The organism is Microbacterium sp. ZW T2_14 (assembly GCF_044987405.1).
Classification (GTDB): Bacteria; Actinomycetota; Actinomycetes; order Actinomycetales; family Microbacteriaceae; genus Microbacterium.
Genome location: NZ_JBJDRK010000052.1, coordinates 1 through 13,676, shown reverse-complemented (window position 1 = coordinate 13,676; position 13,676 = coordinate 1). Strand labels below are relative to the sequence as shown.

Here is a 13,676-nt window from a genome sequence, read left to right as displayed (position 1 = left end):
AGAGGATGACGACGGCGCGACGGCGAGGCATCCTCGCTGCCGTCACGGTCATCGTGCTCCTGGCGATGGGCGCCGGAGTCGCATTCGCCATCGGCGATGCGCTCGGCATCCGCACCGAACCCGCCACGCAGATGCAGCCGGCCGAGCCGGTGGTGGCGGCTGCGGCGGAGGCCGTCGCGCCCCCCGAGATCACCGCGGTCGATGTGCCCGATACCGTCCGCGTGAACGTCGCGATGGACGAGCTGCTCGGCGCCGTCGCCGATGCCTCCACGCGTGCGGGCGCGGCATCCCTCACCGTCACCGTCGCCGACGAAGGCTCCGGCGAGGCAGCCGACGGCTACACGCTGGACGGGGATGCCGCGACCCTGACCATTCGGGCCGACACCGGGGCCGGCGCGACGCGTGCGATCTACGACCTCGCCGCCCAGGTGCGCGCGGCACAGCCTCTCGCCGACCTGCTCGGTGAGCACGCGGCATCCCGTCTGCCGTTGCGGATGAGCGACCTCGGGGCCGTGGGCGTCATCCCCGACCCGGCGGAGTGGGAGAGCGGCGACAACTACTCGCACGCCTCCGACGCGTTCGCCGCCGTCGTGCAGCCCGAGGCGCCGTACATCGACCAGACCGCGCTCGCCGCGGCCTACGAGGACTTCGACGGATTCCTGCGCCACTCGCTCGCCAACGGCATCAACGCCGTCGCGTTCCCCGGGTTCGTCGAGTACGTCACGTTCGACGACGTGCCGGACGGCGCGGTCTACGCCGAAGGCGACGACCACCGCGACAAGGCCCTGGCCCTGCGGAAGGCGTTCGCGCCGTTCTGGGAGCGCGCCGACGAGCTGGGCGTGAAGGTGTTCCTCCGCACCGACATGCTCGCGCTGACCGGGCCGCTCGAGCGCTACCTCATCGACCGGTTCGGCTCGCTCGACACCGCGAACCCCGACTTCTGGAGTGTCTACGCCGCCGGCCTCGACGAGCTGTACAAGGCGGTTCCCGCACTCGACGGCGTGCTCATCCGCATCGGCGAGGCCGGTCCCGTCTATGACGTCGGCGGCTGGGACTACTACTCCGCGCTCGAAGTGACCACCGTCGACGCGGTGCGGACGATGCTCGGAGCGTTCACGGCGCAGGCCGAGGCATCCGATCGCGAGGTCATCTTCCGCACGTGGAGCGTGGGCGTCGGCGCCGTCGGCGACATGCACACCAACGACGCGTCGTACGAGGCGGTGCTCGACGGCATCGACTCGCCCGCGCTCATCGTGTCGACCAAGTACACGCTCGGCGACTTCTACACGTGGCTGCCGCTGAACCACACACTCGAGCAGGGCGCGCAGCGGCGCATCGTGGAGTTCCAGAGCCGTCGCGAGTTCGAGAACTTCGGCGCCCTCCCGAACGACCTGGGCCCGCAGTATCAGGCGGCCCTGCAGCAGCTGCTGGCCGCGAACGACCGCATCGAGGGCGTGTGGGTGTGGACGCAGGACGGCGGTCCCTGGCGCGCCGGGCCGATGTCGCTGTACCTCAAGTCGGGCTTCTGGCAGCTGTACGAGCTCAACACGCAGCTGGCCGCCGCGCTCGCGCAGGACCCCGAGACCGACGTCGCCGAGGTGACCGCCGACTGGGCGCGGCAATGGTTCTCGGACGACCCTGCGACCGTGCAGGCCATCGCCGAGGCGATGACCCTGTCACGCGACGCGATCGCACAGGGGATGTACATCGAGCAGTTCGCCGACCAGCGCGTTTTCGCGATCGGGCTCGAGCCGCCGCCCATGATGTGGATCTTCGAGTGGGACATCCTCACCGGCGACTCCGCCGTGCTGGACGTGCTCTACGCGATCGTGCGGGACAGTGCGGACGCTGACGCCGCGTCGAGCGCCGGCATCGACGCCGCCATCGCCGATGGCGCGCAGGCCGTCGCCGCGGTCGAGAAGATGCAAGAGCTGGTGACCGGGACGGATGCCGCGACCTGGCACTCCGCCGACATGCGCGACGCCTTCGTGGGGACGCTCGAGTACGAGCTCGACACCCTGCGGCTGCTCGAGGCGTACCGGGCGATGATCCTGCACCAGGGCGAGTGGCACGACACGCTCTCGCCCGAGTCGTACGGCGCGTGGGATGCCGATCGCGCCGCCTACGAGACGCTCGCCGCCACGCACCTCGAGCGGTACGAGGGCAACCTCGACTACCCGGCGTTCAACCTCACGGCCGCCCAGCTGGGCGTCGACCGCGCCACGCGCGACCTGACGATGGCGTGGCTCGCCCGCGGACTGCTGGTGCTGGCGATCGCGTGGGTCGTGATCGGCATGGTCGCCGCGCGCACGCGCCTGGTCGCGAGGCCCGGAGCCGCCGCCGCCCGGGCGACGTGGATCGCGTCGACCCGTCCGTGGCGGGCGCGGGAATCGACACTGGGCATGCTCGAGCTCGACCGCTGGCTGCTCCTCGTCGTGCCGGCCGCGCTGCTGGTCGCGACACGGGCGGTGCAGACCTCGTTCCTTTCGTGGACGCATCTCGTCGTCACGATCGGCGCCTGGGCGCTGTTCGCCCTCGTGGTCCGACTGCTCCTCTGGCGCCGGTCGCCGTGGCCGGTCATCGCCGCCGTCGGCGGCGTCGTGATGCTGCGTTGCATCCTCACGCTGTTCGCCCTGTCGTTCACGGGTCCCGGCGGATACTGGTTCGCCTTCTGGACCGAGCCCGTGCTCCGCACGATCTACAGCGCGGTCGCCTTCGCGCTGTTCGTCTGGGTCTTCGTCGCGGCCGGGTGGGCGCTCGCCGCCCAGGTGCGCGCGCGGCGCGCGACCGGGTTCGTGCTGGCGGCCGTCGGCGCTGGACTGCTGGTGCCGGCCGCCGCGATCGGCGTGATCGGCCTCGAGACGGCACTCACGGCGTGGAACGACGAGATGGGTCTGCTGCCGTGGGGCCTCGCGCGGATCCTCGGCATCACGACCTACCTCGAGATCCCGGATGCCACGGCGTGGGCCGCCGCCGGGTTCGGCGCTGTGCTGCTCGTCGTGGGAGTCGCGCTGGCGCTGCCGTGGTCGCGCCGGCGGGCGGCTCGGGCCGCGGAGACCACGCCGGCGGACACCGCACGCTGAGCCTTCGGCGCTGGCGAGCGAGCCCGGTCGCGGCATCCGCGGATCGCTTGGCTGCTGCCGCGACGCTGCGCCAGCGTCGTTGTGCGTCGTAGTGAGACATATTGTTACACCATAGAAATCTGACTATGAATAGCATCCACCTATGGATGAGTTCGTGGCACCGGAGATCGATGCCCTGACGAGGGCGCTCGACGTGCACTCGCTGCGGATCCTGGTGGCCATCGAACAGGAGGGGTCGATCAGCGCCGCGGCCCGCTCTCTCGGATACACGCAGCCCACGATCACGCAGCACGTCCAGCGCCTCGAGGCGCGTCTCGGGGCGAGCCTGGTCGCCCGCACTGCCCGGGCCGCGACGCTCACACCGGTGGGTGCGCTCCTCGCCCAGCACGCCCCGCGCATCGACGCCAGCTTGACTGCTGCAGCCACCGAGCTCGCGCGCATCCTCGGGCGCCGTACGGGTGTCGTGCGCTTCGCCGCGCCCGTCGAAAGCGTCGCCCACGTGATCGCCCCGGCGCTCGCGAGACTCGCGGTCGAGATCCCGGGGATCGAGGTCTCGCTCCACGAGACCTCCGCGTCGGATGAGGCGATCGACATGGTGCGCAGCGGCCGGGCCGATGTCGCCATCACCATCGACGCGGCCGTCGGTGGGACGCGGCGCGCGACCCCTCGCCGCAACGGGATGCGCGCCACATTCCTTTTCGCCGAAGAGGTGGTCGCACTCACGGCCGCCGAGATCGACGCTCCCGGCGGGCGCGTCGATCCCGCGGCCCTCGCCCCGCACGCCTGGATCCGCGGAGGCGGAACATGCAGCGACGTCGTCGCGGCCGCCGTCGGCCGCGCCGACCGCGGCGACGATCTCGTCGTGAGCCGGCCCGATGCCGCCATCGCGCTCGCCGCTCACGGGGTGGGAACGGCCTTCGTCGCCGAGTCGGACCTCGCCGGTGCCATGCTGCCGACGGGCCTCAGGGCCCGCGGGCTCTCGCCCTCCTTCACGCGGCGGATGTCCGCCACGACCCTCGTCGAGGCGGCGTCGATCCCCGCGGTGGCTGCGGCGATCCGCACCCTCGCCGCCCACCGTCCGACGCCGGCGGAGGTCGACGCCATCCTCGACGCCCGTCGTCGCAGCGACGGGCACCGCGCCCGATTCCGCACCACAGCCCCCCTACCCGAGGAGAACCTCACCATGCCGTTCCCGTCCACAGCCCGCATCGCGCAAGCCGCCACGGTCGCCGCGGCGAGTGCGCTGCTGCTCGCCGCCTGCTCCAGCCCCGCACCCGAGACAGACACGGGTCCCGACACCGGCGCGGAGATCGAGCAGATCACCGTCGCCCTGCCGGGATCGCTGTCGAGCCTCTATGTCGGCCAGGAGGCTGGCATCCTGAACTACTACATCGCCTCCATCGCGCAGGAAGGCCTCGTGTCCATCGACGCGCAGGGCCGGATTCAGCCGGGCCTCGCGGAATCGTGGGAGCAGACCGACGACCTGACCTACGTATACGAACTACGCGACGACGCCTCGTTCCAGGACGGCACACCCGTCACCGCCGACGACGTGGTGTTCAGTCTCGAGCAGGCACGCGACGAGACCAGCTCACCGGGGCTCGCGTACTACCTGACCAACGTCGACACCATCGAGAAGACCGGCGACGCCGAGGTGACGATCACACTGACCGAGCCCGACGCGGCCTTCGCGGCGAACATGAGCACCGGCGGAGCCGCCTTCATCACGTCCCAGGCATTCTGGGAGGCGAACGAGGGCAAGGTCGGCACGCCGGACGCGCTGCTGCTCGGGTCCGGACCGTACCAGGTCACCGAGTTTGCACCCGATTCGCACGTGACCTTCGAGCGGGTCGACACCTGGTGGGGCGACCTGCCGAAGGTGAAGGAGATCACCGTCAACTTCGTCCCCGACGAGTCGACCCGTCTGCTCGCCGCGCAGTCGGGCGATGTGGATGTCGCGTTCAACGTGCCGCTCGCCCAGTCCCAGCAATGGGAGGGCCTCGACACCATGCGTGTCGACTACGTCAACGACCTCTCGTACGTCGGTCTGTACTTCAACACGAGCATCGCCCCCTTCGACGACCCGAAGGTGCGCGAGGCCTTCGCCCATGCGGTCGACCGCGACGCCTACGTCGAGAAGCTGCTGCGCGGGCATGGCGAAGCCGCCACCGCGATCATGACGCCCGAGTCGCTCGGCAAGGTCTACGACGCCGATGAGGCGCGCGACACGCTCGCCGAGATCCCGCAGTGGGATTACGACCTGGATGCCGCGAAGGCCGCGCTCACCGAATCGTCGGTGCCCGACGGGTTCGAGGTCGAGCTGCTGACGCCCAACACGGGTCCGCAGCTGGGCACAGCCGCCCAGGCGCTCTCGCAGAACCTCGCCGAGATCGGCATCACGCTCAATGTGCGCGAGGTGCCGATCGAGGAGTGGCTCGCGAGCCTGGATGCCTCCTCCGATCACGGCGTGGGTCTCATGTGGTACTTCTCGACGTTGGGCGACCCGGCCGAGGTCCCGAGCTACCTGCTCGGCGCGGGCAACCCGGCCGCTTACGACAACCCCGAGATCACCGATCTGCTCGCGCAGGCAGGTGCCGAAGCAGACCCGGCCGCCCGCGTCGACCTGCTCGTGCAGGCAGAGACCCTGCAGGCCGAGGACGCGGTCAACATCCCGCTGTGGTGGGGCCAGTCGGCGACGGCGTTCGCGAAGGATCTGGGGATGAACGACTACAGCTCGTTCGCCTTCATCTCGTCGTGGCCGACGCAGCTGTACCGGGCGGGCCAGTGACGCTGACCCTTCCCCTCCGAGCGCGCGCATCGCGGTACCGGTCGGCCGGCCGGCTGCTGGCGGTGCGCGTGCTCGGCACGCTGGCGGTGCTGCTGGTGCTGTCGGTCGTCATCTTCTCGCTGATGCACCTGGCGCCGGGCGACATCGTCAAGAACCTGCTCGGCAACCGCCCGTCCTCGCCGGAGGCGGTGGCCGCGGTGCGCGAGCAGTACAACCTGGACGATCCGGTCTGGCTGCAGTATTTGAAGTGGCTCGGCGCCTTCCTCGTCGGCGACCTGGGTCAGTCCATCCGCCTGCAGGTGCCCGTGGCCGATGCCATCGGCCAGCGCGTCGGCATCACCCTCGCCCTCTGCGCGCTGGCGTTCGTGGTGGCCCTCGCCGTGGCCATCCCGCTCGGCGTCCAGAGCGCCGTGCGGGCAGGCGGCTGGGCCGACCGCATCGCCAGCAGCCTCGCCGTCATCGGGCTGAGCGCCCCCACGTTCGCAGTCGGACTGTTGCTCCTGTACGTGTTTGCGTACTATCTGCGTATCTTCCCGGTGTACGGCGCAGGCGACGGCGGCCTCGACAGCCTCTGGCATCTCGTGCTCCCCGCGATCACGCTCGCGCTCGGGCTGGGCGCGATCGTCGTCAAGCTCACTCGCGCGGCCATGCTGCGCGAGCTCGAATCCGACTACGTGACGGCGGCGCGTGCCCGAGGCATCCCCGAGTCGCAGGTGCACCGCATCGCGCTGCGCAACGCGGCGATCCCGATCGTCACCGGCGCCAGCCTCGTGCTGACGTTCCTCGTCGGCGGCACGGTGCTCGCCGAGACGACCTACGCCCTCCCGGGACTCGGCACGCTCCTGCAGGACTCGGTGCTGTTCAAGGACATCGCGGTGGTGCAGTCGCTGACCTTGCTGGTGGCCATCGTCATCGCCGTCATCGCCCTCCTCGCCGACCTCGCGTATCTCCTGCTCGATCCCCGGATCCGCGGTCAGGCGGTCCGCGCATGACCGCCGCGATCGATCTGCTCGCCACGCCGACTCGGCCGCGCCGCCGCCGCCCGTCCATCGTGGTGATCGTCGCTCTCGCGATCCTCGCGCTCGTGGCTCTCGGCGTCGTGTTCGGGGGAGCGCTGTACCCCGACGCCATGCGGCAGGACATCCTCTCGGGCCTTCTGCCGGTGGGTTCACCGGGCCACCCCCTCGGCACCGACGAACTCGGCCGAGATGTCTGGGCGATGACGGTGGCGGGCGCCGCGTCGGCACTGATCGGGCCGATCTGCGTGGCTGTGGGCTCGATGGTTCTCGGCATCGTGCTCGGCACGCTTGCCGGCTATGAGCGCGGCTGGCTCGACGTGGTCATCAGTCGCTGGACGGATCTGCTGCTCGCCCTGCCCGTTCTTCTCGCCGCGATCGTCGTGTCGGGGGTCTTCGGCGGCGGCTACTGGGTCACTGTGGTCCTCCTGATCCTGCTCTTCTCGCCGTCCGACATCCGCATCGTGCGGGCGGGAGTGCTCGAGCAGTCGGCCCGGCCTTACATCGAGGCCGCGAGGATGCTCTCGCTCTCACGATGGCGGGTCATGTTCCGGCACATCCTGCCCAACGTCTCGACGCTGGTCCTCACGAATGTCATGCTCAACGTCGCCTTCGCTCTCGTCGCCTTTTCGTCGCTGTCCTTCCTCGGCGTCGGCGTTCCCCCTGGCACCCCGGACTGGGGTCGTCAGCTCACCGACAATCGGGCGATCATGTTCGACAATCCCGCCGCGGTCATCGTGCCGGCCGTGCTGATCATCGCCGTCGCATCCGCCGTCAACCTCGTCGGCGACTGGGCTGGGCAGCGGCTTTCGCAGGTGGGGAAGGCGCTGTGAACGGGGTCGAGGTCGAAGGTCTCGTGGTCATCGGCCATGAAGGCCCGATGGTGAAGCCGCTCGACGTCCGGATCGAGCCCGGGCGCACACTCGCGATCATCGGCGAGTCGGGCTCGGGCAAGACCCTCACCGCGAAGTCGCTCGTCGGCCTGCTGCCCCGCGGGTTCCGCGCTGAGGGCTCCGTCCGGATCGGAGACCGCCGGCTCCCTCTCGACGCTTCCGAGCCGGTCTGGCGCTCGGTGCGCGGCGGCACGGTCACGCTCCTGCTCCAGGACCCGTTCACGAGCCTGTCGCCGGTGCACCGCTGCGGCGATCAGATCGCATGGACATCGGATGCCGCGGCCGGGCGCCGGCTGCCGCGTGCTGCCCGTGATCGCGCCGTGGCGGAGCGGCTCGCGGAGGTGAAGCTTCCGGCGCACGTCGCGCGCTCCTTCCCGCACGAGCTCTCGGGCGGGATGCGGCAGCGCGTGGCCATCGCGGCGGCGCTGGCGGCAGACCCGCAACTCATCATCGCGGACGAGCCGACGACGGCGCTGGATGCCTCGAACCAGGCTGAGATCCTGGATCTGCTGCGTTCGGTTCAGCAGGCCCGGAGTCTCTGCGTCATCCTGATCTCGCACGATCTCGGAATGGTGCGAGGCCGCAGCGACGACGTCCTGGTGATGCGCCATGGGGAGGTCGTCGAGCGCGGGGCGACCTCGGCGGTGCTGGCGGACCCGCAGCACCCCTACACACGCGCGCTGATCGAAGCGGACCCGACGATCGCGGTCACCGAGCCTCGCGCCGTTGACGACATCCCACATGCCACCAGTACGCCTCTGCTGAGCGCGATCGGGATCGTCAAGCACTTCGGGGAGCGGACCGTCCTCGACGGCGTCTCGCTCGAGATCGGAGCCGGACAGATCGCGGGGGTGGTCGGCGAGTCGGGCTCTGGCAAGTCCACGCTCGCCCGATGCATCACCGGGCTCGAGACAGAAGACGGCGGGTCCGTCGCCTTCGAGGGGGCGATGCTGGCTCCGGGTCGGAGATCGCGCGCTCCGGAGCAGATGCAGATCGTGTTCCAGGATCCCTACTCGTCGCTGAACCCGATGATGTCGGTCGGCGCGATCCTGCGGGAGGCACTGGGTGTGGCGCATCGCCCTGCGAGCGATGTCGCCGGCCTTCTCGAGATGGTGGGCCTGCCGGCCGAATTCGCGCGCAAGCGGCCCGCCGAGCTCTCGGGTGGCCAACGCCAGCGCGTCGCGATCGCCCGGGCGCTCGCGCCGCAACCGCGGCTGCTGATCTGCGACGAGTCGGTGTCGGCGCTCGACGTCTCAGTCCAAGCGCAGATCCTGGCGCTGCTGATGCGGCTACGCGAGGAACTCGGCATCGCGCTCCTCTTCATCTCGCACGACCTCGCGGTCGTGCGCATGATCGCCGACACGGTGACAGTCCTGTGGAACGGCCGGGTCGTCGAGACCGGCACCTGTGCCCAGGTGCTGAACGAACCCCGGCACGAGTACACGGCCATGCTCGTCGCGGCCGCGCAGCGCGAGAACACGACCACCTTCGACCCATCGGAAGAGAACTGACATGGCCGTAGAACTCCGCCTCCACTCGGACACATCACCGGCTGCAGTCGCGGACGAGCTGGAGGCCCTCGGGGTCCCGGCCGAGCGGCTGGGCCGGTGGCGCCTCTCCCGCGAGGGCTACCGCGCCACCGCGTGGGTGTCTCGTGACGCGAACGGAGCGGCGATCACGGCGGCGCTGACGAGCGGCCGACCGGCCACGGCGGCTGTGAAGATCGTCGACGTCTGGTGGCGGGACGAATCGGCGGCGACCGCGCTCCTCGACACGATCATCGCGCGCTCGCGCGCCCTCGGCGATGCGGCGGTCAAGTGGGAGATTCCCGTCGGTGCCGTGCTGCCGGAGTTCGCCGCCGAGAAGGGCTTCGTCGCCATGCGCCGGCCATGGGCCGCGGTCGGCACGGAGGACGTGGGCGGCTTCGTCCGCTGGCTCTCCTCGCCGCACCACGACGAACCCGGGTACTACGCGCAGACGACGCTGTTCACTTGCGGCGCGGTGGCCGCACTGATCGCCGCCGAGGGCAGCGCTGGCGGCGGCTTCCGCGGGGATGACACCGATCGCGACACCGAGATCGGGTTCTGGCGCCGGGCGAGCAACTACCCCGCGTGTGAGCCCGTCGGCCTCGCCGTGGCGCTGCACGATCACCTGGGTGCACCCGTCGAGGTCGCCCTCGACACGGACGGCCCCGCGTTGCTCGAGGGTTTCACGGGCTTCGACCGCTCCTTCCGCGCCGAGCTCCAGCAGGACTCGCTGCGACAGGCGGGGGAGCGTGGCATCCCGGTGCGTCGTGATCGTGTCGACGTGGCGGAGCTGGCACGCCGCGTCGGGGCCGGTGAGCGTGCGCTGCTCCTGATCGACGAGGCGCCGATGCACGGCGAGACCGGCCCGCACTGGATCGTGGCGCACGCGCTCGTCGGCGACGCGGTGATCGTCGAAGACCCCTGGATCAACGTCGACGCCGGTGAGACGTGGGTGGACGTCCACGAGATGCCGGTCCTCCCCGAAGACCTGGACCAGCTGGTGCGCTGGAGTGCCGAGGGCTATCGAGGGATCGTCTTCACGCGCGTCGGCTGAGCCGTCGGAGGGCGGATGCTGCGGTCGCGGCATCCGTTCTCTTGTATCCCAATAGTTTGTATGCAAAGCTTTCGCCATGACCACGACCGCGGCGCCGCTCGAATCGTCGGTCTGCTTCGCGCTGTACACCTCGATGCAGGCGACGCTGCAGCTCTACCGCGACCTGCTGGAGCCCTGGGGGCTGACATATCAGCAGCTCATGGTGCTCGCAGTGGTGTGGGAGCGCGACGAGGTGTCGCCGGGCGAGCTCGCCGAGGCGCTCTGCCTCGACGCGAGCAGCGTGTCGGGCCTGGTCGGCCGCCTCGAGCGCATGGGGTATCTCGAGCGCGAGCACCGGTCCACCGATCGCCGCTCGGTGCGGATCACCGCCACCGCGCACGCCCTCGCGGTGCGCGGAGAGCTGGGGCACATCGAGCGCTGCGTCGCCGAGGCCATGCAGGTCACGCCCGCCGACGCCGAGTCCGTCATCGGCACGCTTCGCTCGCTGCGCACCTCGATGCGCGACTACGACGCCCGCGCGGCATCCATCGCCTCATGAACGCCACGGAAGGAAACGCATGACCCTCGAAGAGATCCCCGTCACCACGATTCACGGAGAGAGCACCACCTTCGGCGAGATCGCCGACGGGCGGCTCGCCCTCGTCGTCAACGTCGCGTCGCGGTGCGGACTGTCGCCCCAGTACGAACAGCTCGAGGCGCTGCAGAAGGCGTACGCCGACCGCGGCTTCACCGTGATCGGCTTCCCGAGCAACCAGTTCCTGCAGGAGCTGTCGACCGAAGAGGCCGTCGCGGAGTACTGCTCGACCACCTGGGGAGTGACCTTCCCGATGGCCGAGAAGGTGAAGGTCAACGGCCGCCACGCGCATCCGCTGTACCAGGAACTGACCGGAACGCCCGACGTCGACGGCAAGAAAGGCCGCATCACGTGGAACTTCGAGAAGTTCCTGGTGAGCCCGTCGGGTGAGGTCAAGCGGTTCGCGCCGCAGACCAAGCCCGATGCCCCCGAAGTCGTCGAGGCCATCGAGGCCTGGCTGCCGGCCGAGTAGTCCCGTCGCTCAGGCGACGCGACCGGGAACGGATGCCGCGCGGCGGCGTTCGAGGCCGCGCTGTGCGCGGCGCGCGATGCCGACGATGCCGGTGATGAGGGCGAACAGCCCGAGAAGGAGCACCGCGATCGCGATCGCGGTCGCGGGGTTGAGGTCCACCAGCCAGGAGGTCAGCGCCGCCTGGCGGGCCGGGTCGAGCAGGATCCACAGCGCCACCGCGGCGATGGCGGCGAGGACGAGGCCCCACACGATCCCCGCCCAGCGGACACGTGGGCCGGTGGGATCGACGGATGCCGCGGGCTCCGGCAGCGCAGGCGCCGCCGTCGGCGGCTCCCACGCGGGCGGCCGGGTGTCGGCGAACGGTGGCGGAGCGATGTCCGCGGTGGCGGGGACAGTCTGCGCGGCGGGAACGGGCGGTGCGAGCCCGACCGGGGTCGATGACTCGGCGGTGGGGGTGTCGGCGCCGGCTGCGGCATCCGGAGTTTCTGGAGTGCTCATCGCAGGGCTCATTTCTCGTAGATCGTGACCTGCACCGAGCCGGTGCGCTGGTCGAGGGTGATGTGCTGCGTCGTGACGGCATCGGTGCCGGGGAGCTCGTTGTCGACGCTCCAGCTGAGGGTGCCGTCGCCGCCCGGCTCGACCGTGCCGGATTCGACGGCACCACCGTCCGAACCGGGCGATCGGGTGTACGAGACGACCCCGTCGCCGAGCGTCGCGTCGAGATCGAGCGACGTGCCCGGGTAGACGGCGATGTCGGTGCCGCCCGCGCCCTTGGTGAGCACGATGCCTCCCGCGCGGACGTCCTCGGACCCTGACAACTGATCGACCGAGATGTAGGTGCTGCCGAACGGCTGCACCATCACCTGCTCGTAGGTGGCGGTGCCGACGTTGACGTCGCCGACGGCGAAGCGATCGGGACCGGATGCCGCGGCCACCGACACGCCGACCACCAGCAGCACGAGGGTCACCGCCGTGAGGAACCCGCTGCGGCGGCGCGCCACGCCAGCGACGACCATCGCGAGGGCGGTGACCAAGGCCGCGGTGAACACGCCGACCGCCCCGGCGAAGGGCATGGATGCGGTCACCAGCACGGCCAGGGAGCCGGCGACGAGGGCGGCGCCGAGGGCGGTGAGGACGAAGACGAAGCTCGTGCGCGGTCGGGTGGCCTGACGGATGCGGCGACGCTCCTCCGCTTCCAGGGCGAAGGCGCTGCCGGCGGTCTCGCGTTCGCGTCGCGCCTGCTCGCGGGCTGCGCGGGCCGCGTCCTGCTGGCTGCGCTGCCAGCTGTGGTGCTCGGTGCGCCATGCCTCCTGCTTTGCGCGCCAATCGGAGACCTCCGCGTCGTCGGGGCCGGCGGGTCCGGTCGCGGACTCGGCCGGCGCCCGACCGGCCGAGTCCACGACGCCCGCAGCAGTTGCCGCGAGGGGAGCGGTCGCGTCGTCACCCGAATGCGACGCGACCGGGGGAGCGGACTGCGCGGAAGCCCTCTGCGCACCCGCCCACGGGGACCGGTCGGTGCGTGCCGACCGGACGATGAAGTACACGGCGAGGCCGATGAGGGCGAGCGCGATGATGACCCCGAAGCCGCCCCACGGGGAGCCCAGGTCCCAGATCGACGACGGATACCCGCCGAACACCGCCCACACGGGCCACAGCAGCAGGTTCCGCAGCCAGGGCACCACGGGGATGAAGCCGACGGCGGCGAGGATGAAGACGCCGGTCATCGCCGGGTCGTAGCGGCCGTGGAAGAGCTCGCGCAGGTGGATGCGACCCTCGGTGTCGGGCAGCACCGCCCAGGCGATCGCGTAGACGAGCAGCGCGGGGAAGCCGAGCAGCGCCACCACCACGAAGATGCCGCGCACGATGAGCGGATCGATCCGGAGGCGGGCGGCGATCCCGCCGCAGACGCCGCCGAGCCACGCGTCGCCGCGCGCGACGCCGAGCCCTCGCACCCAGTCGAAGAACCGCTCCGATGCCTTCGGCGCCCCGGGGGGCGCGGGCGGCGGTGGTCCGGGATCGGTGGGGGGAGCGGAGGCGGTGTCGGTCATGGTTCCACCCTGGCGGGCGCGGTGTGCCGCACGCTATGGGGTGATCCCCTGACCCTTCCCTGATCCTGGCGCCCGGGTGTGGTCGGGGGCGGCGGGCGATGATTGGATGGCGGCATGCCATCCGACGCGCCGGTCACCGTTCCCGCGGCGACCTCGCGCGCGGCACCCGCGGGCGACGGGAGCGGCCGGCGGCGGCGGGACGCGGCGCGGCGAGCGCAGGAC

At 70.8% G+C, this 13,676-nt stretch carries 10 protein-coding genes; 8 read left to right on the top strand and 2 right to left on the bottom strand.

All coding sequences use genetic code 11. From position 1 onward, the window contains the following. Positions 1-5: 5 nt before the first annotated feature. The 8 genes from ACI3KY_RS16055 (at position 6) to ACI3KY_RS16020 (ending at position 11,406) form a co-directional block, all read left to right on the top strand. On the top strand, positions 6-3,083 hold the full coding sequence (locus tag ACI3KY_RS16055) for a hypothetical protein (protein WP_404931150.1): 3,078 nt from the start codon (positions 6-8) through the stop codon (positions 3,081-3,083). Positions 3,084-3,225: 142 nt separating this feature from the next. Next, on the top strand, positions 3,226-5,871 hold the full coding sequence (locus ACI3KY_RS16050) for an ABC transporter substrate-binding protein (protein WP_404931149.1): 2,646 nt from the start codon (positions 3,226-3,228) through the stop codon (positions 5,869-5,871). After that, the gene (locus ACI3KY_RS16045; RefSeq protein ID WP_404931148.1) at positions 5,868-6,863 is read left to right on the top strand and encodes an ABC transporter permease; all 996 of its coding nucleotides are present in this window, start codon (positions 5,868-5,870) and stop codon (positions 6,861-6,863) included. Before ACI3KY_RS16050 ends, ACI3KY_RS16045 begins: the two co-directional genes overlap by 4 nt. Continuing rightward, the gene (locus ACI3KY_RS16040) at positions 6,860-7,720 is read left to right on the top strand and encodes an ABC transporter permease (protein WP_404931147.1); all 861 of its coding nucleotides are present in this window, start codon (positions 6,860-6,862) and stop codon (positions 7,718-7,720) included. Before ACI3KY_RS16045 ends, ACI3KY_RS16040 begins: the two co-directional genes overlap by 4 nt. Continuing rightward, positions 7,717-9,291 (top strand): dipeptide ABC transporter ATP-binding protein, encoded by a 1,575-nt coding sequence (locus tag ACI3KY_RS16035; RefSeq protein ID WP_404931146.1) that lies wholly within the window; start codon positions 7,717-7,719, stop codon positions 9,289-9,291. Before ACI3KY_RS16040 ends, ACI3KY_RS16035 begins: the two co-directional genes overlap by 4 nt. Before the next feature lies 1 nt (position 9,292). Continuing rightward, positions 9,293-10,360, top strand: coding sequence for a peptidase C39 family protein (locus ACI3KY_RS16030; protein ID WP_404931145.1), 1,068 nt, complete (start codon positions 9,293-9,295; stop codon positions 10,358-10,360). Between the two features lie 76 nt (positions 10,361-10,436). After that, positions 10,437-10,898: a MarR family winged helix-turn-helix transcriptional regulator gene (locus ACI3KY_RS16025; protein WP_404931144.1), complete on the top strand. Its 462-nt coding sequence runs from the start codon at positions 10,437-10,439 to the stop codon at positions 10,896-10,898. A gap of 19 nt (positions 10,899-10,917) precedes the next feature. Beyond that, positions 10,918-11,406, top strand: a complete 489-nt coding sequence (locus ACI3KY_RS16020) for a glutathione peroxidase (protein ID WP_404931143.1) — start codon at positions 10,918-10,920, stop codon at positions 11,404-11,406. 9 nt (positions 11,407-11,415) lie between these two features. On the opposite strand, the gene ACI3KY_RS16015 is transcribed toward ACI3KY_RS16020, so the two are convergent. After that, a complete protein-coding gene (locus ACI3KY_RS16015; RefSeq protein ID WP_404931142.1) occupies positions 11,416-11,904 on the bottom strand; it encodes a hypothetical protein in 489 nt (162 codons plus the stop codon). Positions 11,905-11,912: 8 nt separating this feature from the next. Next, positions 11,913-13,454, bottom strand: a complete 1,542-nt coding sequence (locus ACI3KY_RS16010) for a PspC domain-containing protein (protein ID WP_404931141.1) — start codon at positions 13,452-13,454, stop codon at positions 11,913-11,915. Positions 13,455-13,676: the final 222 nt, after the last annotated feature.

Coding starts and splice junctions, on each gene's coding strand:
- ACI3KY_RS16030 (WP_404931145.1), top strand. CDS start 9,293: ATGGCCGTAGAACTCCGCCTCCACTCGGACACATCACCGGCTGCAGTC.
- ACI3KY_RS16025 (WP_404931144.1), top strand. CDS start 10,437: ATGACCACGACCGCGGCGCCGCTCGAATCGTCGGTCTGCTTCGCGCTG.
- ACI3KY_RS16020 (WP_404931143.1), top strand. CDS start 10,918: ATGACCCTCGAAGAGATCCCCGTCACCACGATTCACGGAGAGAGCACC.
- ACI3KY_RS16010 (WP_404931141.1), bottom strand. CDS start 13,454: ATGACCGACACCGCCTCCGCTCCCCCCACCGATCCCGGACCACCGCCG.
- ACI3KY_RS16055 (WP_404931150.1), top strand. CDS start 6: ATGACGACGGCGCGACGGCGAGGCATCCTCGCTGCCGTCACGGTCATC.
- ACI3KY_RS16015 (WP_404931142.1), bottom strand. CDS start 11,904: ATGAGCACTCCAGAAACTCCGGATGCCGCAGCCGGCGCCGACACCCCC.
- ACI3KY_RS16050 (WP_404931149.1), top strand. CDS start 3,226: ATGGATGAGTTCGTGGCACCGGAGATCGATGCCCTGACGAGGGCGCTC.
- ACI3KY_RS16040 (WP_404931147.1), top strand. CDS start 6,860: ATGACCGCCGCGATCGATCTGCTCGCCACGCCGACTCGGCCGCGCCGC.